Annotated in this window: 18 protein-coding genes; 12 read left to right on the top strand and 6 right to left on the bottom strand. The window is 72.2% G+C overall.

Translation table 11 applies throughout. The annotated features are described in order from the left end of the window. From ccrA to F603_RS0115335, 3 genes are all read right to left on the bottom strand, one after another. Positions 1–933, bottom strand: a 933-nt coding sequence (ccrA, locus tag F603_RS0115345) for a crotonyl-CoA carboxylase/reductase (protein ID WP_019546894.1), incomplete at its 3' end; no start/stop codon positions are given. 482 nt (positions 934–1,415) lie between these two features. Further along, a complete protein-coding gene (locus F603_RS0115340; RefSeq protein WP_211231085.1) occupies positions 1,416–2,204 on the bottom strand; it encodes a TetR family transcriptional regulator in 789 nt (262 codons plus the stop codon). A gap of 92 nt (positions 2,205–2,296) precedes the next feature. Then, positions 2,297–4,081 (bottom strand): 3-hydroxyacyl-CoA dehydrogenase family protein, encoded by a 1,785-nt coding sequence (locus F603_RS0115335; protein ID WP_019546892.1) that lies wholly within the window; start codon positions 4,079–4,081, stop codon positions 2,297–2,299. Between the two features lie 497 nt (positions 4,082–4,578). On the opposite strand from F603_RS0115335, the gene F603_RS0115330 reads away from it, so the two are divergent. Next, positions 4,579–5,178 carry a HEAT repeat domain-containing protein gene (locus F603_RS0115330; protein ID WP_016908062.1) on the top strand — a complete coding sequence of 200 codons (600 nt, stop codon included), beginning with the start codon at positions 4,579–4,581 and terminating at the stop codon, positions 5,176–5,178. A gap of 219 nt (positions 5,179–5,397) precedes the next feature. After that, complete coding sequence (locus F603_RS0115325; protein WP_019546891.1) at positions 5,398–5,934, top strand: pyridoxamine 5'-phosphate oxidase family protein; 537 nt, start codon at positions 5,398–5,400, stop codon at positions 5,932–5,934. Positions 5,935–6,208: 274 nt separating this feature from the next. Here the strand turns inward: F603_RS0115325 and F603_RS32230 are convergent, their stop codons facing one another. Further along, on the bottom strand, positions 6,209–6,943 hold the full coding sequence (locus tag F603_RS32230; protein ID WP_019546890.1) for an MFS transporter: 735 nt from the start codon (positions 6,941–6,943) through the stop codon (positions 6,209–6,211). Between the two features lie 76 nt (positions 6,944–7,019). Next, on the bottom strand, positions 7,020–8,042 hold the full coding sequence (locus tag F603_RS0115315) for an Rv2578c family radical SAM protein (protein ID WP_019546889.1): 1,023 nt from the start codon (positions 8,040–8,042) through the stop codon (positions 7,020–7,022). Between the two features lie 176 nt (positions 8,043–8,218). Here F603_RS0115315 and F603_RS0115310 point away from each other — a divergent pair, with 176 nt between their 5' ends. The 6 genes from F603_RS0115310 to F603_RS0115285 all read left to right on the top strand — a co-directional run bounded on the left by F603_RS0115310 (position 8,219) and on the right by F603_RS0115285 (position 16,768). Further along, positions 8,219–8,665: an SRPBCC family protein gene (locus tag F603_RS0115310; protein ID WP_019546888.1), complete on the top strand. Its 447-nt coding sequence runs from the start codon at positions 8,219–8,221 to the stop codon at positions 8,663–8,665. A 297-nt stretch (positions 8,666–8,962) separates the two neighbouring features. Further along, entirely contained in the window at positions 8,963–11,638 is a 2,676-nt protein-coding gene (locus F603_RS0115305; protein ID WP_019546887.1) for an MFS transporter, read from the top strand. A gap of 214 nt (positions 11,639–11,852) precedes the next feature. Continuing rightward, positions 11,853–12,683 carry a M55 family metallopeptidase gene (locus F603_RS0115300; RefSeq protein WP_019546886.1) on the top strand — a complete coding sequence of 277 codons (831 nt, stop codon included), beginning with the start codon at positions 11,853–11,855 and terminating at the stop codon, positions 12,681–12,683. After that, the gene (locus F603_RS0115295; protein ID WP_019546885.1) at positions 12,676–14,052 is read left to right on the top strand and encodes a M20/M25/M40 family metallo-hydrolase; all 1,377 of its coding nucleotides are present in this window, start codon (positions 12,676–12,678) and stop codon (positions 14,050–14,052) included. Before F603_RS0115300 ends, F603_RS0115295 begins: the two co-directional genes overlap by 8 nt. 98 nt (positions 14,053–14,150) lie before the next feature. After that, on the top strand, positions 14,151–16,217 hold the full coding sequence (locus F603_RS0115290; protein WP_019546884.1) for a S9 family peptidase: 2,067 nt from the start codon (positions 14,151–14,153) through the stop codon (positions 16,215–16,217). Further along, positions 16,214–16,768, top strand: coding sequence for a DinB family protein (locus F603_RS0115285; RefSeq protein ID WP_019546883.1), 555 nt, complete (start codon positions 16,214–16,216; stop codon positions 16,766–16,768). The genes F603_RS0115290 and F603_RS0115285 overlap by 4 nt, the downstream gene beginning before the upstream one ends. Positions 16,769–16,836: 68 nt before the next feature. Here F603_RS0115285 and F603_RS0115280 read toward each other — a convergent pair whose 3' ends face one another. Further along, on the bottom strand, positions 16,837–17,784 hold the full coding sequence (locus F603_RS0115280; protein ID WP_019546882.1) for an aminoglycoside phosphotransferase family protein: 948 nt from the start codon (positions 17,782–17,784) through the stop codon (positions 16,837–16,839). A 102-nt stretch (positions 17,785–17,886) separates the two neighbouring features. Here F603_RS0115280 and F603_RS0115275 point away from each other — a divergent pair, with 102 nt between their 5' ends. From F603_RS0115275 to F603_RS0115260, 4 genes are all read left to right on the top strand, one after another. Beyond that, positions 17,887–18,549, top strand: coding sequence for a 4'-phosphopantetheinyl transferase family protein (locus F603_RS0115275; RefSeq protein WP_019546881.1), 663 nt, complete (start codon positions 17,887–17,889; stop codon positions 18,547–18,549). 84 nt (positions 18,550–18,633) lie between these two features. Further along, positions 18,634–18,879 (top strand): LapA family protein, encoded by a 246-nt coding sequence (locus F603_RS0115270; RefSeq protein WP_019546880.1) that lies wholly within the window; start codon positions 18,634–18,636, stop codon positions 18,877–18,879. Positions 18,880–19,664: 785 nt separating this feature from the next. Then, the gene (locus F603_RS0115265) at positions 19,665–21,632 is read left to right on the top strand and encodes a DUF5107 domain-containing protein (RefSeq protein WP_019546879.1); all 1,968 of its coding nucleotides are present in this window, start codon (positions 19,665–19,667) and stop codon (positions 21,630–21,632) included. A 371-nt stretch (positions 21,633–22,003) separates the two neighbouring features. Next, complete coding sequence (locus F603_RS0115260) at positions 22,004–22,768, top strand: DeoR/GlpR family DNA-binding transcription regulator (protein WP_019546878.1); 765 nt, start codon at positions 22,004–22,006, stop codon at positions 22,766–22,768. Positions 22,769–22,783 lie beyond the last annotated feature (15 nt).

Below are 22,783 nucleotides of genomic sequence, written 5' to 3'. Positions count from 1 at the left end.
GACGTCTTCGCCGCCGGTGAGTTCGCGGATGCGTGTGCCGAAGCGTTTCCATTCTTTGGGGTCCTGGTTGTGTGCGTCTTTCCAGAACCGGTAGTCCTCGGCGGTGCGGTCGATGATCGCTTCGGCGCCCATCCGGCGGCAGATGTCGGCTTTTTGTGTGCTGGAGACGATGCAGATGGGGTTGGCGCCGCCGGCGAGTGCGTACTGGGTGGCGTAGGAGCCGAGTCCGCCGCTGGCGCCCCAGATCAGGACGTTGTCGCCTTGTTTCATGTCGGCTCCGTTGCGGGAGACGAGTTGGCGGTAGGCGGTGGAGTTGACCAGTCCGGGTGAGGCGGCTTCTTCCCAGGTGAGGTGGTGGGGTTTGGGCATGAGTTGGTTGGACTTGACCAGGGCGATCTCGGCGAGGCCGCCGAAGTTGGTCTCGAAGCCCCAGATGCGCTGTTCGGGGTCGAGCATCGTGTCGTTGTGTCCGTCCGCGCTCTCCAACTCCACCGAGAGGCAGTGTGCGACGACTTCGTCGCCGGGCTTCCAGGAGTTGACGCCGGCGCCGGTGCGTAGCACGACGCCCGCCAGGTCGGAGCCGATGACGTGGTAGGGGAGGTCGTGGCGTTTGGCCAGGGGGGAGAGACGTCCGTACCGCTCGAGGAACCCGAAGGTCGGCAGGGGTTCGAACAGGGACGTCCACACGGAGTTGTAGTTGACCGAAGAGGCCATCACGGCCACCAGCGCCTCACCAGGGCCGAGTTCAGGCACCGCCACCTCGTCCAAGTGAAGCGACTTACGCGGGTCCTTGTCCCAAGAATCCAAACCCTCGAACATGCCCGCGTCATCCTTGTGGACGGTCACCGCCCGGTATGAGTCGGGGAGCGGTAGCTGCGCGAAGTCGGCTGTGGGCGTGTCGGACGCGAGGATCGCGTCGAGTATCTGGTTCACGGTGTTGCCTCCGGCGAAGCGCGGATGAGGGGGACGCCCGGGGGCGTCGGTGCTGAGGCAGAGCCGTCGGTTCGGCGGGTGATACGTGCTGGTTCCGCGCGGGTGTGCGCGGAGTCGTGCCTGTGACGCAGGCGTGCGGGCAGCGCGGGGTGAACCGCTGGGACGTCGCCCGGACTGCACTCAACGTATGACACCGAGTGCCATCGCACAAGATGTTTCTCGCGGGTAACCGTACTCAAGTGGTGTGGTCACTTTTCAAGTGAGCGAGTCAGCTTGACATTTGAGGTGGTCTGCCCGTTTCTGTGATCGATCATCGCGCAGTCGGGGCATGCGGCACGCAGTGCCAGTGTGTGCCAGGTGACATAGCCCTCAGCCCAGAGCCACCCAACCTCCGGCCTCGGCCACGCGGTTGCGCGCACGAGGAGGGGCGGCCGCCCGGTGGCGGCCGCCCCTCCTCGTGCGCCTTCGTGTCGCCTCGCGGTTCAGCGGTTGCGGAGGGCCTCCTCGATGCTGCCCATGATCTCGGTGAGCGGTGCGTCGGTGCGGGCCACCGTGACGAGCACCTCGCTCTCCTCGCCGGGCACCGGCGTACGTGTCGCCTCCACCGCGCGGTTGGCGCCGAACCCGGTGCCGAAGGTCCGGCGCACCACCGCGAACGCTTTGTCCAACTGCGCCTCGACGTCGCCGACTCCGCCGCTGCGCAGCCAGCGCCGCAGCACGTGGTTGTGGGCCGTGACGACGGCGGAGGCGGCCACCTCGGCGAGGAGCGGCTCGTCGAGGTCGCCCCCGCCCTCCTGGTGCTTCTCGTCGAAGTGCCCCAGCAGGTAGCGGGTGAAGAGGCGTTCGTACCGCGCGACCGAGGCGATCTCCGCCTCCCGCAGCGCCGGCACCTCGCGGGTGAGCTTGTACCGCTCGACGCTGCCCTGCGGCGAGGAGGCGTACATGCGCATCACCTCTTTGATCCCGCGGCAGACGGTGTCGAGCGGGTTCTCGTGCGGAGGGGCCGCCTCCAGCACCGCCTGGGCGCGGACGAGGGTCTCGTCGTGGTCGGGGAAGATCGCCTCTTCCTTGGAGCGGTAATGCCGGAAGAACGTCCGCCTGGCGACGCCCGCGGCGGAGGCGATCTCGTCGACCGTCGTCTCCTCGTACCCCTTCGTGGCGAACAACTCCATTGCCGCCGCGGCCAGTTCGCGGCGGACCTTGAGGCGTTGCGAGGCCGCGGCGACCGTTCTCGGCGCGGGGGATCTGGAGGTCTTCGAGGGCTCTGGCATGCAGCGAACGCTACACGCCGTGACGGCCTCGGCGGGCGGACCGCCGGAAGGCTCCAGCAGTCCGCCCCAACGGTCCGGCCGCGGAGGCGGCGTCATGGGCGCGCGTACTCGCGGAACCCGCGTCCCGTCTTCCGCCCGAGGCATCCGGCGGCCACCAGGTGTTCGAGGAGCGGGGCAGGCTGCAGGCCCGGGTCCCGGAACTCGCGGTGCAGCACCTGCTCGATGGCGAGCGAGACGTCGAGGCCCACGACGTCGAGGAGTTCGAAGGGTCCCATCGGGTACCCGCCGCCGAGCTTCATCGCGGCGTCGATCTCGTCGAGCGAGGCGTAGTGGTCCTGGACCATCTTCACGGCGTTGTTGAGGTAGGGGAAGAGCAGCGCGTTGACGATGAAGCCGGCGCGGTCCTGGCAGTCGACCGGGTGCTTGCCGAGGCGTGCGCAGACCTCGCGGACGGTCGCGTGCGCCTCGTCCCCCGTGAGCACGGTCCGCACCACCTCGACCAGCTTCATCGCCGGCGCGGGGTTGAAGAAGTGCATGCCCACCACGTCCCGCGGCCGGCCCGTGGCGCGGGCGCAGGCGACGACGGGGAGCGAGGAGGTCGTCGTCGCGAGTACGGCGCCCTCCTTGCAGACGCCGTCGAGCCGGGCGAAGAGCGCCCGCTTGACGTCGAGGTCCTCGGCGACCGCCTCGACCACGAGGTCCGCTTCCGCGAGCGACTCCCAGGAGCCGGCGGGCGAGACGCGGCCCAGCGTCGCGTCGCGCTCCGCCGCGCTCATCCTGCCCTTGCGCACGGCCCGTTCGCACGACGAGGCGATCGCGGCCTTCGCCGCCTCGGCCTTCTCCTCACTGCGGGCTGCGAGGACGGTGGCGAACCCGGCACGCGCGAAGACCTCCGCGATCCCGGAGGCCATCGTCCCCGAACCGGCGACGCCGACGCGTGCCACGGGCCTCCCCGCGGTCGCCGCCGCGTCCTCGGCGGGCGACTGCGCGTCGGGGACCAACTCGGCACCGCCGGGGGAGTCGTAGGTGTAGAAGCCGCGTCCGGCCTTGCGGCCCGTCAGCCCCGCGTCGCTCAGTTGCCTGAGGACGGGCGCGGGCGCGTGGAGCCGGTCGCCGGACTCCGCGTGGAGTGCGTCGAGCACCGTACGCGCCGTGTCGACGCCGATGAGGTCGAGGAGCGCGAGCGGGCCCATCGGCAGTCCGCAGCCGAGGCGCATCGCGGCGTCGATGTCCTCGCGCGTCGCGTACTTCGACTCGTACATGGCGGCCGCCTGGTTGAGGTAGCCGAAGAGGAGGCCGTCCGCGACGAATCCGGGCCGATCGCCCACCGAGATCGGCGACTTGCCGAGCTCCTCGGCGAGCCGGGTCACGGCCGCCACGGCCTGCGGCGCCGTCAGCACGGACGAGACCACCTCGACGAGCTTCATCGCGGGAGCCGGGTTGAAGAAGTGCAGGCCCAGGACGCGTTCCGGCCTGTCGGTGTCGGCGGCGAGACGCGTCACCGAGAGCGCGTTGGTGCCGGTGGCGAGGATCGTCTGCGGCTTGACCAGGGTGTCGAGTTCGGCGAAGACGCGGCACTTGGTGTCGTACTCCTCGGGCACCACCTCGATCACCAACTCGGCCTCGGCGGCGGCATGCAGGTCGCGGAAGGTGCGGAAACGCGAAAGGACGCCGCGGCGTTCGTCCTCGCTCATCCGGCCCGTCGCGACGGAGCGCGCCGTCGAGTTCTCCAGCGACCGCAGCGCACGACGCGCTGCCGATTCGCTGGTGTCGATACCGATGACCTCGCGCCCCGCACGGGCAAGAATGTCGGAGATGCCGGTGCCCATGGTGCCGAGGCCGACGACGGCGATGGTCTGCAGAGGGGGACGGTCCATCTTGGGACTCCAGAGGGTGACGTCTGACGAGGGTGCTGTGGCGTGCCCGACCTCGTCTCCGCCGTCGAGCCGCCCAACATGCGGGCGGCGCTGCCTCGTTGGTCTCTTCGTGCACGGCAAGGCGGTCGCCTGCCGGCGGTGCGAAGAGGGGCGCCGAGGGGAAGGAGAAAGGTGGGCGATATCCGGTGGTGCTCGGATGGGTGGAGAGTCCGGTGGAAAGCGACACGGTTGACGGCGGCGTTGCCATAGGACCGTGTCCGCGATCCGACCTGTCCCGGGGTCGGATCATGCAGGAACGTGCTTTCCTGGAACCGTGGTTGGTTCACCGCCACGGAACCGGGCCCCGCCGAACCGACTGCACTCCCAGGCGGCTGCGTCACCAAACCGCCTGAGCGGGGGTACCGCTCTGTTGAGCACCTTAACTCGTGGGTAACCGGAGTGCCAGGGGTAGAAGCAGCCCTATGGCTGTGGGACGAAGCACGGTGGGGGAGGCGGCAGTGGGCGAGGCGTTCCGATCGTTGATCGATCGGGTGAGGCCGGAGGCCGAACCGGTCGAGTACGCACGGCTGGTGACGCTGGCACGGCAGCGCAGCCCGGAGGCGAGAGACCAGCTCGCGGCGGTGCTCACCGAGCCCCAACGGCCGCTGTGGGCACGGGAGATAGCGGCCTTCGCGCTGGGCAGCGCAGGGGACCGGCGTGCGTTCGAGACGCTGATCTTCCTGCTCAATTACCGCGACCCGGTCTGCTGCGCCACCGCCGCGCAGGCGCTGGAGCGGCTCCGAGATCCGCGTACGGCGCGGGCGGCCGCAGCGCTCGCCACCAACGAACTGCGCACCGCGTACGCGCTCTACCCTGTCCGGCTGCTCACTGCGCTCCGCGCGCCGGAGTCCGTGCCCACGCTCATCAACGTGCTCCAGAGGTTGCTCATCGGCCCCCTGCACTACTGGCCGATAGCGGAGGCGTGCGTGCAGGGACTCGGCGCACTCGGCGACAGGAGGGCGGCCGCCGTCCTCGACGCCGCCACCGAGCACCACCGGCTCACCCCGTCGGCGCAGGCGGCCCTCGCACGAATTCCGTACGTCTCCTCACGCTCCTGACCGACCCGGAGGCGGCTGCCCGGTGTGAGGCCGGTCGTACGCTCCGGTCGACCGCCCTCGGCTCGGGGGAGCGCGCCGGTCGTGACGCAGCGCAACCGTCATTGATGCGCCCACGCCGCAACGCCGTTCGGTGCGCCCGTACGCCGGCGGCCTCGTGCGTCCGGCGGCGCGCGGCCATACCCGACAGAGGATGTCGGGTATGGCGGCGAGGATGGCGCCATGAACGAGCAGAATCGACAAGAGAACGTCCCGTGGGGCGAAGTCGAGCGGGCGGTACCGGAGTTCGCGCGGGGCGTGCGCGAGCGCTTCGGCGCCTACCGTCACCACGTCCTCGGCACCCTGCGCGTCGACGGCGCACCCCGCCTCACGGGCTTGGAGGCGGACTTCCGCGACGACGAGCTGTACCTCGGCATGATGCCCTCCTCCCGCAAGGCCCTCGACCTGCGCCGCGACCCCCGGTTCGGCCTCCACGCCAACCCCGGCGCCACCGGTGACATGGACGGCGGCGACGTACGCGTCTCCGGCCGCGCCGTCGAGATCACGGACCCTGCGCAACTCGCCCGGTATGCCGCCGCGATGCCGGAGGGTGCCATCCCGGAGAAGTTCCACCTCTTCCGCGCCGACGTGCGCGAGGTGGTGCGGACCACGATCGAGGGCGAGGAGATCGTCTTCCGGATCTGGACCCCCGGCCGCGGTCTGCGCACGGTGCGCAGAGGGAACGACGACAGTCCTCCCAGGACCGATCCCGTGGGCTGACCGCCTCAGGGTCCGCGCGGACTTCGGCCATGCCGACGCGGACCCGATGCAGCATGCCCCGTGGGCAGGTGGGCGCGTCGGAGAGACCGCGCGGGCGAACCTGCCGGCTGCCGCCGTACGCAGGGAACGGTGGTGCCTGCACCGCGACGACGGCCTTGCCGAGCAGGCCGTCTGCCTCGGCTCGTCACTGCGCCCGTTCGGCAGCCTCGGCCTTCTCGGCCGAGGCTGCCGAACGTTCGGACCGGGCACAGGCGTTGTGCGTGGTCCGTCCCGGTCATCGGTCCTCCAGCGGGGTGTTGGGCAGGAGGAGGGTGATGAGGAGTCCGATGAGCAGGAGGGGGGTCGTGGCCAGGAGGATGTCCGTGAGGCCACCGGTGAAGACGTCCTGCACGGCGGACCGGGTGTCGGCCGGCAGGTCGCTGACGAGACCGGGCGTCAGTGAGCTCGTACCGGGCACGTCGACCGAGTCCGACACCTCGGTGGCAAGCCCGCTGGCCAGTCGACTGGTGAAGACGGCTCCCAGCCCTGCCAGGCCGATGGAGGTTCCGACGCGTTGGGCGAAGGTGGCGGTCGAGGTGGCGGCCCCGAGGTCCTTGGGAGGCGAGTTGAGCTGGACCGCCATCATCAACGGCTGCATCGCCAGGCCCATGCCGATACCCAGCAGCACCATGCAGGCGGTCGGGACCGCGACGCTCGTACCGGCGGTGACCGTGCTGAGCAGGAACACCGCGACCGCCGCGACGGCCGTGCCCAGGACGGGCGCCCACTTGTACCGGCCGACCCTGGTGATGAGGTGGCCGCCGACTGTGGAAGAGGCGATCGTTCCGGCCATCATGGGAAACAACAGCAGTCCGGACGAGGTCGCACTCGCTCCGAACGCGAACTGCATGAGGGACGGCAGATAGGTCGCCGCCGTCATCTGCGCGGTCCCGATCAGGACGATCGCGACGGCGGCGAGGACGAAGACACGGAAGTTTGCCCCGGGCTGTCGCGGTACTGGGAGAGGCAAGGTGTGCCCGGGGTTGCCGGGTCCGTGCCGATGGTCGGCCGTCGACGGTTCCGGGCGACGCGGAGCCGGCGCCGCTCTACAGCAGCGACAGTTGGGTGGGCGCCGGTGCGCGGTCGGCCGCTTCGGGAGCGATCCGGCGGGCCGTGCCGGGCCCGGTGGGGCCGATGCCGTACTCGGCGGCGAGTTCGTGCACTTGGCGGGTGATGCGTCGCTGATACCACTTAGGCGCGTAGGCACCGTCGGCGTAGAGGGCCTCGTAATGGTGGACGAGGTGCGGGTGGTTGCGCGCGAGCCAGGCGAGGTACCACTCGCGTGCTCCGGGGCGCAGATGGAGCGTGAGGGGGGTCACGGAGGTCGCGCCCGCGGCGGCGATCGCCCGTACGGTCGTGCGGAGTTGGGCGGGGGAGTCGCCGAGGAACGGGATGACGGGGGCCATCAGCACGCCGCACGGTATGCCGTGCTCGCTGAGCGTGCGGACGACGTCGAGCCTGCGCTCCGGCGCGGGTGTACCCGGCTCGACGGAGCGCCAGAGCTCCTCGTCGGTGAAGCCGACGGAGACGGAGACGCCGACGTCGGCCACTGCCGAGGCGGATCGCAGCACCTCCAGGTCGCGCAGGATCAGCGTGCCCTTGGTGAGGATGCTGAACGGGTTGGCGTGGTCGCGCAGGGCGGTCAAAATGCCCGGCATCAACCGGTATCGCCCCTCCGCTCTCTGGTAGCAGTCGACGTTGGTCCCCATCGCGACGTGCTCGCCCCGCCAGCGGGACGAGCCCAGTTCGCGGCGGAGGAGTTCGGGTGCGTTGGTCTTCACGACGATCTGCGAGTCGAAGTCGGCGCCGGTGTCGAGGTCGAGGTAGCTGTGCGTCTTCCGCGCGAAGCAGTACACGCACGCGTGCGAGCAGCCGCGGTACGGGTTGACCGTCCATTCGAACGGCATCCGGGAGGCGCCGGGTACGCGGTTGAGGAGCGATCGCGCCCGGACCTCGTGGAAGGTGATGCCGCGGAACTCGGGCGTATCGAACGTCCTCGTGGTCACGGCGTCGGTGCTGAAGAGGGCCGGGTTCGCCGGGTCCTCCCCGCTGAGTGCGTCCCAGCGCATTGCTGCCTCCCTGCCCGTCGGTCCGTCGCGTACGATTAATAGAACAACCGTTCCCATAGGGTGCTGTCAAGCCGGATTTTGTGTGCGGGGGTGCCGGTGGTTGGCTGGCCACCGCACTTCACTGGCACCCAGGCACCGGCGGTGAGGCGTGTGCGCCCGCCGCCCGAGGAGGCAACATGGCGCAGGTCGAGGCGACGACGCAGCAGGAGGTCCCCGGCGCGCCCGACGAGGTCTTCGCGGCCCTCGCCGACTACCGCACCACCAGGCCCGAACTGCTGCCCGGGCAGTTCAGCGAGTACGAGGTGCGCGAGGGCGGCGAGGGTGCCGGCACCCTCGTCCACTGGAAGCTCCAGGCGACGAGCAAGCGCGTCCGCGACTGCCTGCTCGACGTGACCGAGCCGACCGAGGGCGAACTCGTGGAGACCGACCGCAACTCGACGATGGTCACCACCTGGCGGGTCACGCCGGGAACCGCAGAGGGCACCTCGCGCGTCACGGCGAGCACCGTCTGGAACGGCGCAGGCGGCATCGGCGGCTTCTTCGAGCGGACCTTCGCACCCAAGGGGCTCAACCGGATCTACGGCGAGATCCTCGACCGGCTCGCCGCGCGCGTGCGCGGGTAGCCCGGAGGTCGGTGCTCCCGAACCCGCCTGCCCGCACCGCTCGTTGGGCGGTGCGGGCGCTTTTCGGCATGCCGGCTGTGCCCGTCAGCATCGAGTGCGGGCTCACCGTTTCGGGTGGTTCTCGCGGCCGGTATGTGTGCGGCGCCGTGCGGTGAGGCATCTCGGCGAACGCGGGTGACCTCCGAAAAGACGCCTGTGGCAACGGAGTTGGCCGGCGTCCGGCCGCGCGTATCGGACTTGCCGTCGATATCGCGCGATGCGAGAAATACTCCCCTGAACCACGGACAGGGGAGTGGGATGGGCGGGGCGACCCTCAAGGGCGAAGATGCAGCGGTGCCTGCCTCGGTCGAAGTGAGCCTGGAGTTTCCGGAGCAGCCGAACCGAGCCGATGAGCACGCCGACCGGGGGCGGACGCAGGGCGGTGCGCCGCCGGTGGTGCGTGCCGCCACGGTCGAGCCGTGGCCCGCACGTCCGGCCGAGGCCGAGCAGCCCACGGCGTTCGCGCCGAAGCCCGGCCCCGGCCTCCCGGCCGAACCGCCGGCGCGGGTCGAGGCGGGCGGGCCCTCGCTCTTCGAGGAGCGGCCGGAGGCGTTCGAAGGCGTGGCCGTCGCCGCGCGGCCATCGACGGACGACGGCGGCCCGGAAGAGCCCGGCTCTCCCGCGGGGCTCAGCCTCCGGCGGGTGCGCCTGGCGTTCCTCGGGCTCATGCTCGCGATGCTCCTCGCCGCGATGGAGCAGACCATCGTGGCGACGGCGCTGCCCAGGATCGTCGGCGAACTCCACGGCCTCGACAGGATGTCCTGGGTCGTCACCGCCTTCCTCCTCGCCTCCACGATCGTCCTGCCCGTCTACGGCAAGCTCGGCGACCTGCTGGGCCGCAAGGGCGTCTTCCAGTTCGCGATCGTGGTCTTCGTCGCAGGCTCCGCGCTCGCCGGCTGGTCGCCCTCGATGGAGCTGCTGATCCTCTTCCGCGCGGTGCAGGGGGTTGGCGCGGGCGGCCTGATGATCGGCGTCCAGGCGATCATCGCCGACATCGTGCCGCCCCGCAGGCGCGCTCGCTACATGGGCCTCATCACCGGTGCTTTCGGGCTCAGTTCGGTCGCAGGCCCGCTGCTCGGCGGCTGGCTCACGGACGAGTTCTCCTGGCGCTGGTGCTTCTACTTCAACGTCCCCCTGGGCATCCTCACGCTCCTCGTGACGGCCGTCGTGCTGAAGCTCCCGCCCCCCGGCGGGCGTCCCCGGCTCGACGTCCTCGGCACCCTCCTGCTCGCCTCCTTCTCCACCTGCCTCGTCCTCCTGACCACCTGGGGCGGGACCGAGTACGCGTGGGACGACCGTGTGATCCTCGGTCTCGGAGGCGGAGCCGCGGTCAGCGGGGCGCTCTTCGTCCTGGTCGAACACCGGTCGAGGGAGCCGATCCTGCCGCTGCGGCTCTTCCGGAACTCGGTCTTCAACCTCACGGGGCTCGTCGGTGCGGCCGTCGGCGTCGCCCTCTTCGGTGCCGCGAGCTATCTTCCGACCTTTCTCCAGATGGTGGAGGGCGTCACCGCCACTCAGTCGGGGCTCCTGATGCTGCCGCTGATGGGCGGCGTCGTCCTCGCCTCCGCGCTCTCCGGCCAGTTGATCTCCCGCACGGGGCACTACCGCGTCTTCCCCGTCCTCGGGTGCCTGCTCTCGGCCGAGGGCATGTGGCTCCTCTCCCGCCTCGACTCCGACACGACGCGCGAGGTCTACAGCCTCTGGATGGGCATCCTCGGACTCGGTGTCGGGTTCGTGCTGCCGGTCCTCATCCTGGCCGTGCAGAACAGCGTCCCGGCGTCGCAGCTCGGCACCGCCACCAGCGCGCACAACTACTTCCGCCAGATCGGGGGCAGCGTCGGAGCCGCGATCTTCGGCACCCTCTTCGCGCAGCGGCTCACCGACGCGCTGGAGTGGGAGCTGCCCGCCGACCGCCGTACCGACCTTCCCGATCCGGGTTCGCTCACGCCGGAGTTGGTGCACGGGCTCCCAAGCGCGCTCAGGGAGGCGTACGTCTCGGCGTACGCGGAAGCGATGCCGCGCATCTTCCTCTACCTCGTGCCCGTGCTGGTGCTCGGCCTCCTGCTCGCCTGCTTCCTGAAGGAGAAGCCCCTCGTGTCCCAAAATGTTTCCGTCCCCTCGGCCCGCACGTCCGAACAGCCCGCCGCCCCACCGGAGTCGGCCGCGCAGAGCGCCTCAGGCGTCCCCGTCTGCGGGAGCGTCAGACACCACGACGGGACGGGCGTGCCCCGCGCTGCGCTCACCCTCGTCGACACGGCGGGGCGCCAGGTGGGGCGCGGCGCCACGGGCGAGGACGGCCGCTACGCACTGAGCACCCCGGGCGGCGGCGCCTACGTCCTCATCGCGTCGGCCGGCGGCCACCAGCCGCGTGCGGTGAGCGTCTCGGTGGGGGAGCGGCCCGTCGAGGTGGACGTCGTCCTCGGCGGTGCGGGGCGCCTGGCCGGGGCGGTGCGCACCGCCGACGGGCAGCCGGTGCAGGACGCCACCGTTACCCTCACCGATGTGCGGGGAGAGGTCGTGGCCTCCACACGGAGCGGACGCGAAGGGGGCTACGTCATCACGGAGTTGGTCGCGGGCGAGTACACCCTCGCGGCGAGCGCGCCCGTCCACCGCCCCGCCGCGCTGCCGGTCTCGGTGCAGGCGTCCAGGGAGACGCGGCAGGACATCGAGCTCGCCGGCGGCGCCGTGCTCCGCGGAACCGTGCGCGCCACCGGCGGTCGTCCCGTGGAGGACGCGAGGGTGACCCTCCTCGACGCCGCGGGCAACGTCGTCGACACGGCCACCACCGGAGCGGACGGCGCCTTCCGCTTCGTCGACCTCTCCTCGGGCGAATACACGGTCATCGCGGCCGGGTACCCGCCGGTCGCCACCGTCCTCCAGGTCGCCGGAGGCGGGCGGATGGAACGCGACCTCCAACTGGGGCACGAGGACTGAGGAGGCGGCGGACCGAGCGCCGTACCGGGCCGCAGGGCGCCCCGGTACGGCACGTCCGGACGCGCCTCGGTCCTCGCGCCGTGCCTTGGTCCGAGCCGGTGGAGTACGCCGCTGCGGCGTGCGTTGGGCGCTTCGGGGGAGTCTCCGCAGCGGGTTGCGGCGCAGTTATCCACAGGGGTGTCGCGGGGTTCTGCGGGGGGCTAGTGTCCCTCTCATGAAGATCCTCATCAGCGCCGACATGGAGGGTGCCACCGGCGTCACATGGCCGGCGGACGTCCTGCCGGGCACGCCCCAGTGGGAGCGCTGCCGCCCGATGTTCACCTCCGACGTGAACGCCGCGATCGACGGCTTCCTCGCCGCCGGCGCCGACGAGGTCCTGGTGAACGAGGCCCACTGGTCGATGCGCAACCTCCTCCTCGAACAGCTCGACGACCGCGCCGTGATGCTCACAGGACGGCACAAGGAGCTGAGCATGCTGGAGGGCATTCAGCACGACGACGTCGACGGTGTCGCCTTCCTCGGCTACCACGCGGGCGCCGGTGAGGAGGGCGTCCTCGCCCACACCTACCTCGCCAACACGGTCACAGGGGTCTGGGCCGACGGCGCCCGGGCCAGCGAGGGATACCTCAACTCCCTCCTCGCCGCCGAGTTCGGGGTGCCGGTCGTTCTCGTCACGGGCGACGACCGTGCCGTCGAGGACGCCAAGGGGTACGCACCGCAGGCGCCCGTGGCCGCCGTGAAGGACTACGTCTCGCGGTACGCCGCCGTCTGCCGCACCCCGGCCGTGACCGCGTCGACGATCCGTGCGGCCGCCGCGGAGGGCGCCGCGCTCGCCGTGCGCACCCCGCCGTCCGTCCAACCCCACACCGTTGAGCTCGAGTTCGACGCCGCGCACTGCGTCGGTGCGGCCACGGTCGTCCCAGGCGTCGAGAAGTCGGGCGAGCGCAGGGTCGTCTACACCTCCCCCTCGATGTACGAGGCAATGCGCTGCTTCAAGGCGGTGACCACGGTCGTCTCCGCCGCCGTGGAGGAGCAGTATGGCTGAGGTCGAAGCGCCCTCGGGCGCAGCCGCCCGCATCGACGAGCGCGCGCTCGACGAGGCCGTGGAGTTCACGGCCGCGCTGATCCGCTGTGACACCACCAACCACGGTGGCGGCGAGGGGACCGAGCGCGAGGCAGCCGAGTTCGTCGCGGCCCGGCTCGAGGAAGTCGGCCTGCACGCACGGATGTTGGAGAAGGCGCCGGGTCGCACCAACGTCGTCGCCCGTATCGAGGGAAGCGAGCCGGGAGCCGACGCCCTCCTCGTCCACGGCCACCTCGACGTCGTTCCCGCCGACGCGAGGGAGTGGAGCGTCCCTCCCTTCTCCGGCGAAGTGCGCGACGGCGTCCTGTGGGGGCGAGGCGCGATCGACATGAAGAACCACGTCGGCATGGTCCTCGCCGTCGCCCGCGCCTGGGCGCGCGCCGGGGTGCGGCCGCGCAGGGACATCGTCCTCGCCTTCACCGCGGACGAGGAGGACAGCGCCGCCTACGGCTCGGAGTTCCTCGCCGAGGAGCACTCCGAACTCTTCGCCGGCTGTACCCAGGGCATCAGCGAGTCCGGTGCCTTCACCTTCCACGCAGGCGACGGCGTACGCCTCTACCCGTTGGCGGCGGGCGAGCGCGGTACCGCTTGGCTGCGGCTCACCGCACAGGGCCGCGCGGGGCACGGCTCGAAGGTCAACGGGGAGAACGCCGTCAGCAAGCTCGCCGCCGCCGTCCACCGCATCGGCGAGTACGACTGGCCGCTCCGGCTCACCCCCGTCGTACGCGCCGGAATCCGCGAACTCGCCCTCGTGCGCGGCGTCGAACCGCCCGCAGGGCTCACGGACGACGCGGACCCCGACCCGACACCGGCCGAGATCGACGAGGTGCTCGCCCTCCTCGGCCCGTCGGCGGAGCTCGTCGAGCCCACCCTCCGCAACAGCGCCAACCCCACGATGCTCAGCGCCGGTTACAAGGTCAATGTCATCCCCGGGACGGCGACGGCCCTTGTCGACGGCCGCGTGGTCCCCGGCGGCGAGGAGGAGTTCCTGCGCACCCTCGACCGCCTCACGGGCCCCGACGTGGAGTGGGAGTTCGAGCACCGCGAGGTGCCGCTCGCGGCCTCGGCGGCGTCCGCCGAGTTCGCCGCCATGAGCGAGGCGCTGCTCCACTTCGACCCGGGCGCGCACGTCGTCCCGTACTGCATGTCGGGCGGTACCGACGCGAAGCAGTTCTCACGGCTCGGTATCGAGGGGTACGGCTTCACCCCGCTCCGTCTCCCCGAAGGTTTCGACTACGAGGCGCTCTTCCACGGCGTCGACGAGCGCGTCCCCGTCGAGGCGCTCCACTTCGGCGTGCGTGTCATGGATCGGGCGCTGCTCGCCATGTAGCCGCGCCCGCTCCTCGTTCCCCGCCGTCCGTAAGCGGTCGTCCCAAGCCCGCCCCTGTCCCCGCACGCCGTCCGTGTCATCCAGGAGGATCGAAGAAGATGGCAACCCCCCAGGTTCCGTACGGCAGTTGGCCCTCCCCCGTCGACGCCGCCCTCGTCGCCGCCCACGACGGTGTGCCCGAGTACCTCGACTCCGTCGGCGACGAGGTGTGGTGGACGGAGCCACGTCCGCGTGAGGGCGGCAGGCGGGCGCTGCTGCGCCTGCGCAGCCGCGGCGGGGAGCCGGAGACGGTGCTCCCCGAGCCGTGGAACGCGCGGAACCGGGTGCTGGAGTACGGCGGCAAACCCTGGGCCGGCGTCCCCGAGGCGACGGGACCCCTCGTCGTCTTCACCCACGACGCGGATCAGCGCCTCTACCGCCTCCGTCCCGAGACGGACGCCGCCCCGCTCCCGCTCACTCCGCTCGAACCGCGTCCGGGCGCGGGAGAACCGGCGGGCCGCGAGGACCGGCTCGCCCCGCAGCAGGTGCGGTTCCGCTGGGCGGACCCGAGCCCGCTGCCCCTGCTCGGCGAGGTCTGGTGCGTCCGGGAGGAGTACACGGGACCGGCCCCGACCGACGTCCGCCGCGACCTCGTCGCCGTGCCCCTCGACGGTTCCGCGGCCGAGGACGCCGACCGCGTCCGTCTCCTCACCCGGCACACCCACCACTTCGTCACCGGACCGCGTACCGACGCACCCGACGGAGGCGCCGGGGCACCGACCCGCGTGGCCTGGCTCGCCTGGGACCACCCGTCGATGCCCTGGGACGGCACCCTGCTCCAAGTCGCCGACGTGGACCCCTTCGGAAGGCTCGGCCCCGTGCGTACGGTCGCGGGCGGCCCGGAGGAGGCGGTGGCGCAGGCGGAGTGGACGGCCGACGGCGCGCTGCTCTACGCCACGGACGCGGACGGCTGGTGGAACCTCCGCAGACTCGATCCGACGGACGGCGAGCCCGGCCCGCCCGTGCGACTCTGCCCCCGCGAGGAGGAGTTCGCCGGCGCCCTGTGGAGGATCGGCCACCGGTGGTTCGCGCCGCTGGAGAGCGGCCTGATCGCCGCCGTGCACGGGCGGGGCAGCCAGAAGCTCGGCGTACTCGACCCGGACACGGGCGAGTTGGTCGACGCGGCAGGGCCGTGGACGGAGTGGACGGCGTCGCTCGGAGTGGTCGGCAGCCGCGTCGTCGGGATCGCGGCGAGCCCCCGCTCGTCCCCCGAAGTGGTGGAGCTGGACACGCGGACGGGCCGCACCCGCCCCCTCGCGGCGCCCCGAGCCGACCCGGTCGATCCGGCGTACTACCCCGAACCGCTCCTGCGCACCTTCAGCGGTCCGGGCGGCCGCGAGGTGCACGCGCACATCTACCCGCCGCACCACCCGGAATGCACCGCGCCGGAAGGCGAGTTGCCCCCGTACGTCATCTGGGCGCACGGCGGCCCCACGGGGAGGCTGCCGCTCGTCCTCGACCTGGAGATCGCGTACTTCACCTCGCGCGGCATCGGCGTCGCCGAGGTCAACTACGGCGGCAGCACCGGGTACGGCCGCGAATACCGCAACCGCCTCAGGGGCCAGTGGGGCGTCGTCGACGTCGAGGACTGCGCCACGGTCGCGCGGGCGCTCGCCGAGGAGGGGATCGCCGATGGTGCACGCCTCGCCATCCGCGGTGGCAGCGCCGGAGGTTGGACGAGCGCCTCGTCCCTCACCTCCCCCGCGACCTCCGGCCTCTACGCCTGCGCGGCGATCAGCTATCCCGTCCTCGACCTGGAGCAGTGGTCGCAGGGGGAGACGCACGACTTCGAGTCGCAGTACCTCCACTCCCTGATCGGCCCTCCCGAGCAGGTGCCCGGCCGCTACCGCGAACGCTCCCCGCTGCGCAGGGCGCAGGAGGTGACGGCGCCCTTCCTCCTGCTGCAGGGGACGGAGGACGCCATCTGCCCGCCCGCGCAGTGCGAACGGTTCCTCAGGGAGGCAGCGGAGGGTCCGTCGCGCAGCGCCTACCTCACTTTCGAGGGGGAGGGACACGGCTTCCGCCGCGCGGAGACGATAGTGAAGGCCGTCGAGGCCGAACTCTCCCTCTACGCCCAGACGTTCGCGTTCTCGCGTCCCGATGTGCCCGCACTGGAGCTGACGTGACGCTGCCGGACGCGGCGGGCGGGACCGACCGTAGCCCACCGCCCTCCCCGGAGGAGCCGTCCGTCGACGTCGTCGAACCGGCCGCTCTCCTCGCCGGGCACCTCGACCGTCTCCGCAGCGGTGTGGAGACGAAGCTCGCGGGTCTCTCCGAGGAGCAGTTGCACAGCTCCCTGTTGCCGTCGGGATGGAGCCCGCTGCAGCTCGTCTGGCACTTGGTGCACGTCGAACGCCGGTGGCTGCGTTGGGGGTTCCGCGCCGAGCAGCTCACCGAACCCTGGGGCGACGAGGACGCCGACGAGCGGTGGCGGGTCCCGCCGGGGATGTCGACGGCTGAGGTACTCGAAGCCTTCCGCACCGAGTGCGCACGCTCCCGCGCCGTGTGCGAGGGGGCCGACCTGCGTCGACGGGCGGAGGTGGGAGGCAGGTTCGGCACGACGGAGGAGGCGCCGACGCTCTCCTGGATTCTCTTCCATCTGCTCCAGGAGTACGCCCGCCACCTCGGGCAGCTCGACGTGGTGAGGGAGTTGTCGGACGGCGCCGTGGGGGAGTGAGAGGACGTGCGTCCGCCGGGGCCGCAGCGAAGCCGGGACAGTCTCCGGTGCGCGTCCCCAGGGCGCCCTCAGACCTCGGCGAGGTCCGCCAACAGCCGTGCGCGTGCAAGCTGTTGTGCATGCTCCGCGGGGGTGCTGTCCTCCCACGCCCACAGCAGCGCCTCCACGTGGCGTGCCAGCGCCCAGGCCCGCACCCGCCCGACGTCGATCCCCAGCGCCTCGGCCGCGAGCCGGGTGCGCGCCGTGAGCAGGCGTGGCGGGCGGGGCCCGGCGTACGGGTCGCCGAGCTGGGTGATGAGCGGCCACGGGTCGTACGCCGGGTCGCCGAGCATCGGCTTGGCATCGATCGCGAGCCACGGCGCGCGTGCGGCGGCGAGAAGGTTGCCCGGGTTGAAGTCGCCGTGGAGCAGCGTGGGTTCCGAGGCGGTGCGTGGCAACTGCCGCAGGAGGCGTGCGCCGTGCGCGAAGACCCCGGTGTCCACCTCGGGCCGCAGCCGGCCGGCGCGCTCCTCGACGAGGTCGGCCCACTCCTCCGCGACATCGGGCAGCCGCTCGACGCCGCCGAGGTCCGTGCCACCGGTGTGCCTGCCCTTCTCCCACAGCCGGCGCAGCACGGCGCAGGCGGCAAGCAGGCGCTCTTCCGCCGACTGCCCTTCGTGGGCCCCGAGTTCGGTGCCGGGCAGGCACCGCTCCAGCAGGAGCGTGTGCCGTTCGGGAGCGTGCGCGAGGAGTTGCACGGCGCCGTCGCCGTCCCACAGACGCAGCGCGGCGGCTTCCCCCCGCGCCTCGCGGTGCGGCCACACGATCTTGAGGACGGCCGGCTCCCCGTCCGCCCTGCGCACCGGTGCCGTCCACGAGCAACTCCCCCTGAGGAAAGGCGGATCGATGCGCAGCGCCCAGGCGGTCCGCGCCTCCTCGACGAGCGCGGGCAGCCGCTCCAGCCACGCCCGCCCGCCGTCGCTGCCCCGCAGGCGCGCGAGCGCCGGATGGTCGGCGGGGAAGAGCGTCTCGGGCATGCGCTGCCTCTCCTCGTGGGCGCACGGGCCCGGTGGTCGGCCGTCCAGTCTCCCTCACGCGGCGGGCGGTTCTGCCGTAAACTCCCGCGCCGAGGAGGTGCGATGGTCCTGCCACTGCGAGTTGCGGCGCCGTCGGTCGCCGTGCGGCTGCTGCGGGTCTCGGAGGAGCGCGCGGGTGCGGAGGCCGAGCGGAAGGTGCTCGGGGACGAGGAGCGCACGCGTCACGGTGCCTTCGTCCGCGCGGCCGACCGGGACCGTTACCTCGTCGCGCACGTGGGCCTGAGGAGGGAGCTCGGCGCACGGCTCGGCCTCGCGCCCGACGCCGTTCCGCTCACCCGGCTCGCCTGCCCTCTCTGCGGCGGGGCGCACGGTCGCCCAGCGGTCGCCGGAGCCGCCGGCGAGCGGCTCCATTTCTCCCTGTCGCACGCAGGCGACCTGGTACTGCTCGCCTTCGCCCCGGTTCCGGTCGGGGCGGACGTCGAGTCCCACCCGAGCGCGGCCACGACGGCGGAGACGGCGCAGGTCCTGCACCCGGACGAGCGCGCCGAGTTGACCTCGCTCCCCGCGCCGCAACGACCCGCCGCCTTCGCACGGTGCTGGACCCGCAAGGAGGCGTACCTTAAGGCCCGCGGCGTCGGCCTGGGCGAGGACCCGGCCGTCTGCTACGTCGGCACCGGCGACCGCCCCGGACGGCCGCCTGGCTGGCCGATCGCGGACGTCGACGCCGTCGACGGGTACGCGGCGGCGGTGGCGTACGCCGAGTGACCCTGCCCCGTGAGGGTGACGTCGCCGCCGGCGGGCCCGCGCGGCGCGGGCGTGCCCGCCTCTTCCATGCGCACCGTGGAGCCCATGAGGCGCAGACGCGCGAACTCCAGGGACGCCGGCGACCGCGAGCGGCGCAGGACGGTGACGCCGGGCAGGGTGGCGGCGGTGGTCCTCGCGCTCGTGGCCGTCGTCTTCGTCGGCGAGAACACCCGGCCCGTCAAGGTGCGGCTGCTGGTGCCGGAGGTGACCGTCCCCCTCTGGACGGCCCTTCTCGCGATGGCGGCGATCGGCTGGCTCTGCGGAGCGCTCCTCTTCGCACGCAGGCGCTGACGCGGGAGAACGGCCGCCTTTCCGTCCGGAGCCGCCGCTATGGGTACTGCTCGACGGCGGTGGTTCTCTGCTCGGTCGCCGGGGTATCCGGCCGGGCACGCGTCGGCTGTTCGCTCCCAGCCGCCGATGAGCCCCGTTCCTCCGCCGGACACGGGCACCTCGTCCGAGCGCGTCGGACGTCCCACGCGCTCCCGTCGGCATGCGGCGAGCGGCCGAGGTCACCGACCGGCTGACCAGGGGGCCACGCCACCGCTCCCGAACCGCCCAACCATCGCCTGGCTGTAGCCGTGGCCGCAGTACGCACACCGCTCAGCTTTCTCAACGCTCCCCGGCAGCCCGCCAGTTGCCTCGTCCCGCGTACGTGGGCGCTCACGCTCACCGACTCGCTGAGCCGGGGTGCACGTCTGCTTCCGCTCGAGCATCCGCAGCTTCGGCGCCTTCCACCGGGCGACCAACGCCCCCCGTGCGACCGCAGGTCGTCCGACCCCGCGTGCGAGGGATGCCCACCGGATGGCTGAGTCGAGGCGCACGTCACCGGCCCTCTACCACTGAACTGCCCTGTCCTCGCTCTCAAAGCCCCGCATGTCGGCAGGTTGCGAGCCCCCGGCACCCACCCACCGGCCGAAGCAACCACGGACCCCCGCACCGCCCAACCACCCCACACCCACCCTGACTCCCCCCGTCCGCTACCCCGTACGTCCCCTGGTCAACGAATCGCTGAGCCTGTTCCATGGACCGATGGACCGCCGGCGCCCCGGTGGTCCCCGTCGAGCTGTGGGGGTGCCGTGGCCACGACCGTACGACGCAGCACGGTGACGCTGCCCGTCGCGCCGCTGGGCGCCGACAACCCGCTTCCCGCGCTGCTCCCGCCGGAGGAGGCGCACACCCTCTCGCGGGAGGAACGCGCCCTGCTGCCCGAGGAGATGGCCCGGCAGGTGGGGTACGAGCCGCTCCGCTCGGTGCTGCCCGAGCCGGTCCGCGACGGTTACGGTCGCGAACGCAGCAGCGGTGTCCTCGACACGCTCGTGATCGAGAACGCAAAACTGCGCGCCGAGGTCCTGCCCGGCTTGGGCGGGCGTGTGCGCTCCCTCTTCCACAAGCCGACGAACCGTGAACTCCTCTACGTCAACCCGGTCTTCCAGCCGGCGAACTTCGCGCTCAACGGCGCCTGGTACTCGGGCGGCATCGAGTGGAACATCGGCGCCACCGGCCACACCGCGCTCTCCTGCGCCGCCCTCCACGCGGCCGAGGTGCCGGCGCCGCAAGGCGACGGCGCGGTGCTCCGCCTCTGGGAGTGGGAGCGGCTGCGCGACACCCCGTTCCAGGTCGACCTCTGGCTCCCCGACGACTCCGACTTCCTCCACGTCGGCGTACGCATCCGCAACCCCAACCACCGCAGGGTGCCGGTCTACTGGTGGTCGAACATCGCCGTCCCCGAAGAGCCGTCGACCCGCGTCGTGGCCCCGGCGGAGGAGACCTGGTATTTCGCGTACGAGCGTGCCCTGCGCCGCGTCCCCTTCCCGCGGTTCGACGGCGCCGACCGCAGCTACCCGCTCGGCAGCGTCTTCCCCGCCGACTACTTCCACGAGGTCCCCGAGGACTCCCGCAAGTGGATCGCCTCCCTCGACGAGCGGGGGAGCGGCCTCGTGCAGACCTCGACCGATGTGCTGCGCGGCCGCAAACTCTTCGTCTGGGGCTCGGGCCCCGGTGGCAGGCGCTGGCAGCGATGGCTCACCGAACCCGGCACGGGCGGCTACGCGGAGATCCAGGCGGGCCTGGCACGGACGCAGTTGGAGCACGTGCCGCTCGACGCAGGCGAGGAGTTCGCGTGGCTGGAGTCGTACGGGCCGCTTTCGGCCGACCCCTCGCGCGTCCACGCCGACTGGTCCGGCGCCGTCGCGCACACGGAGCGCCGTCTGGAAGAGGTGCTGCCGCGCGCCGCGGTGGACGAGGCGTACGGCAGGTGGCGCCGGATCGCGGACGCCGAGCCGGAGGGTGGGCGCCTCGCCTTCGGCTCCGGCTGGGGCGCGTTGGAGGTGGAGCGCGCCGGATACTCGCTCCCGGGTACGCCGTTCGCGCCGGAGGACCTGGGGCCCGAGCAGCGGCCGTGGCTGCGGCTGCTGCGGACGGGCAGGCCGCCGGAGCCGGAGCCGGGTGAGCCGCCCGGCGGGACGCTCGTCTCGCCGGAGTGGCGCGAGCTGCTGGAATCGGCGCAGGGCACGGCGTCGGGGCGCGCCTGGCTCGACCACCATCTCGGTGTCGCGCAGTGGCACGCGGGCGATCGCTCGCAGGCGGTGCGGAGTTGGGAGCGGGCGGTCCAGGCGGGCGTCGGCTGGCCGGCGATGCGGTGCCTCGCCGTCGCCGCCTCCGTCGCGGGCGACGCGGAGCGTGCCGCCGACCGGTTCGGCGCGGCACTGGCGAACCTCCGCTCCTCCGCCGCGCACACGAGCGCGGTCCTGCCGGCGCTCGTACGCGAGGCGGTGGGGGCGCTGCTCGCGGCGGGGCGCCAGGCCGAGGCGGAGGAGGCGCTCGCGGAGCTGCCACCCGCTGCGGCGTCCCGCGGCCGGTTCCGTCTCCTGCACGCACAGGTCGCGGCTGCGCGCGGCCGGAGCGCGGAGGCGCTCGCCGTCTTCGAGGACGGGTTCGAGGTGGACGACCTGCGGGAGGGCGAGGAGGTCCTCGGCGAGGTGTGGTCCGCGGTCACCGATCGCCCGCTCCCCGACGCCTACGACTTCCGGATGCGTCCTGGCTGACGTTCCCGACCGGACTCCGTCGGGCCGGATTTGAAGGCCGCGGCCGCTGGGTATTGCCGACGCAGCGGGGCCCGTCAGTCGCCGTCCGGGCGTGCTCGGGCTCCGAACGGGCGGGCGCCGGGGCGGAATCGGGCATCCGCTCCGGACCGCATTGGGCAACGCCGCACGAAACAGACCCGCTTCCACGCTTCCGGCGCGCCCGCTCGGTCAGAAGCGGGCACGATCTCCGGAGCAACGGTTCTGGTCACGCCCGTGCCACCCCGGTACAACTCTCCATGCAAGCCCGTTCGGTCAGCGAGTTGACCGAACGGAGCCCGGTCGACCCGTGCGCGGGTGTCCGGCGCACGGTGTGACGTACGGAGGTGGGGCGCGTGAGCGGTGCCGAGGAGCGCCAGCGGCGCATCGTGGGAACGGCGCGCAAGGCGGGGTCCGTCGACGTCTCCGAACTCTCCTCCGTGCTCGGCGTCGCACGCGAGACGATCCGCCGGGACCTGCGTGTGCTGGAGCAGCGCGGCCTGCTGCGCCGCACGCACGGTGGCGCCTACCCGGTGGAAAGCGCGGGCTTCGAGACGACGCTCGCCTTCCGCACCACGATGCACGTACCGGAGAAGCGGCGCATCGCCGCGGCAGCGGCCGACCTCCTCGGCGAGGCGGAGACGGTCTTCGTCGACGAAGGGTTCACCCCCCAACTCATCGCCGAAGCCCTGCCCCGGGACCGGGAGTTGACCGTCCTCACCGCCTCCCTGACGACGGCGGGCGCGCTCGCGGGGGTCGACTCCTACACCGTGCTGCTCCTCGGCGGGCGCGTGCGCGGCAGCACCCTCGCCACCGTCGACCACTGGACGACGCGCATGCTCTCCGGGTTCGTCATCGACCTCGCCTTCCTCGGCGCCAACGGCATCTCCCGCGAGCACGGCCTCACCACACCCTCGCCCGCGGTCGCCGAGGTCAAGTCACAGGCGCTGCGCGCCTCCAGGCGGCGGATCTTCGCCGGGCTGCACACCAAGTTCGGGGCGGTGAGCTTCTGCCGTTTCGCCGACGTCGGCGCCTTCGAGGCGATCGTCACCGACACGGGCCTTCCCGCTGCCGAGGCCCATCGCTACTCCCTCCAGGGGCCGAACGTCGTCCGTGTCTGACGGCGGGCCGCCCCC

Origin of the sequence: Streptomyces sulphureus DSM 40104, assembly GCF_000381025.1 — a bacterium.
Classification (GTDB): domain Bacteria; phylum Actinomycetota; class Actinomycetes; order Streptomycetales; family Streptomycetaceae; genus Streptomyces; species Streptomyces sulphureus.
This window is presented reverse-complemented; position numbering and strand designations above follow the sequence as displayed.

Excerpts from the sequence above, each read along its gene's own strand:
- F603_RS0115340 (WP_211231085.1), bottom strand. The coding sequence starts at position 2,204 with ATGCCAGAGCCCTCGAAGACCTCCAGATCCCCCGCGCCGAGAACGGTC.
- F603_RS0115335 (WP_019546892.1), bottom strand. The coding sequence starts at position 4,081 with ATGGACCGTCCCCCTCTGCAGACCATCGCCGTCGTCGGCCTCGGCACC.
- F603_RS0115325 (WP_019546891.1), top strand. The coding sequence starts at position 5,398 with ATGAACGAGCAGAATCGACAAGAGAACGTCCCGTGGGGCGAAGTCGAG.
- F603_RS0115315 (WP_019546889.1), bottom strand. The coding sequence starts at position 8,042 with ATGCGCTGGGACGCACTCAGCGGGGAGGACCCGGCGAACCCGGCCCTC.
- F603_RS0115310 (WP_019546888.1), top strand. The coding sequence starts at position 8,219 with ATGGCGCAGGTCGAGGCGACGACGCAGCAGGAGGTCCCCGGCGCGCCC.
- F603_RS0115305 (WP_019546887.1), top strand. The coding sequence starts at position 8,963 with ATGGGCGGGGCGACCCTCAAGGGCGAAGATGCAGCGGTGCCTGCCTCG.
- F603_RS0115300 (WP_019546886.1), top strand. The coding sequence starts at position 11,853 with ATGAAGATCCTCATCAGCGCCGACATGGAGGGTGCCACCGGCGTCACA.
- F603_RS0115295 (WP_019546885.1), top strand. The coding sequence starts at position 12,676 with ATGGCTGAGGTCGAAGCGCCCTCGGGCGCAGCCGCCCGCATCGACGAG.
- F603_RS0115290 (WP_019546884.1), top strand. The coding sequence starts at position 14,151 with ATGGCAACCCCCCAGGTTCCGTACGGCAGTTGGCCCTCCCCCGTCGAC.
- F603_RS0115280 (WP_019546882.1), bottom strand. The coding sequence starts at position 17,784 with ATGCCCGAGACGCTCTTCCCCGCCGACCATCCGGCGCTCGCGCGCCTG.
- F603_RS0115275 (WP_019546881.1), top strand. The coding sequence starts at position 17,887 with ATGGTCCTGCCACTGCGAGTTGCGGCGCCGTCGGTCGCCGTGCGGCTG.
- F603_RS0115270 (WP_019546880.1), top strand. The coding sequence starts at position 18,634 with ATGAGGCGCAGACGCGCGAACTCCAGGGACGCCGGCGACCGCGAGCGG.